The 1038-nt window shown below is 49.9% G+C and carries 1 protein-coding gene; it reads right to left on the bottom strand.

The genetic code is table 11. From position 1 onward, the window contains the following. On the bottom strand, positions 1-1009 hold a 1009-nt coding region (locus A3738_RS26715; RefSeq protein WP_231876774.1), incomplete at its 3' end, for a VCBS domain-containing protein. Positions 1010-1038: the final 29 nt, after the last annotated feature.

Consider the following 1038-nt stretch of genomic DNA (forward strand, 5'->3'; position numbering starts at 1 on the left):
GAATGAACGATGAACGAGTCGCTTCAGACTTACCACTCGGCGCGGTGACTTGATCAAGAAGTAACAAGGGGTCTGAGTCATACGATACCGCCGGCACATCAGCAGAAACCGGTGCTAGGGGTGGCGGAGGTGGTGCGATCACTTGCTGTGCAGCATCGGTATGGACATCCATGCTCCCAGTAGCAGTAACGCCAGATTGATCCTGAGCCTCATACTGCAAAGATTCTGTTACGGTTTGCAAATTTGAATTGCCCGTTTTCGCTTGTGCTTCAAAGCTTCCATTGGCCTTGAACTGAACAAGCGCATGCCCTGTATCAAATACCTGAGACCAACCACTTACGGGATCGAACTGCAGACTCTGTCCGTTAATTCCAGTGAGTGTTAAGGACGTGTCAGCCTGGTCATTCGCAAAGACATTCCCAGTATCGATACCACCAGCATTCAAGTGACTATTATCGATCACGGCAACAGGCGCATTACCCTGCCCATCAATTTCAATGGCAATGGTTTGCGTTGCCGTACCACCCAGACCATCATCGACTTCGACAATAATACTCTCTTTGAGCGTCTGCCCCGTCAGCAATTTCTGCACATCAGGATGCGCTGTATTGAGTCGATATTCCCAAGCTCCCGTTTGGGCATTCAAGGAGAACTGTCCGTACTGGCTAGTATTCACTGATCGCCATGCATGCTGATCACTGACATCAGGATCGATCACTTGAAGCGTTCCAGATATCGGCGTTGTCGCATTCTCGGCCACCGACTGCTGCACAACAGGAGCAACACTCGGTAAATCATTACTGCCCACAACCTCGACTCGGATTTGAGCGACAGAACGCTCTCCGTGTTGATCAAGCACCTCGACCTGAAATGTTTCTTGAGCCGTTTCGCCTTTAGCCAACGATTCAGCTTTTGCAGGATCAAGCTGATATACCCATTTGCCACTGGCATCGAGGCTTATCACCCCATATTGACCCTGCTGACTGCCTAAGATGTTCCAAGTGTGCATGTCGCTTGCATCCACATCACCATCTAAAA

The organism is Oleiphilus sp. HI0066 (assembly GCF_001635725.1).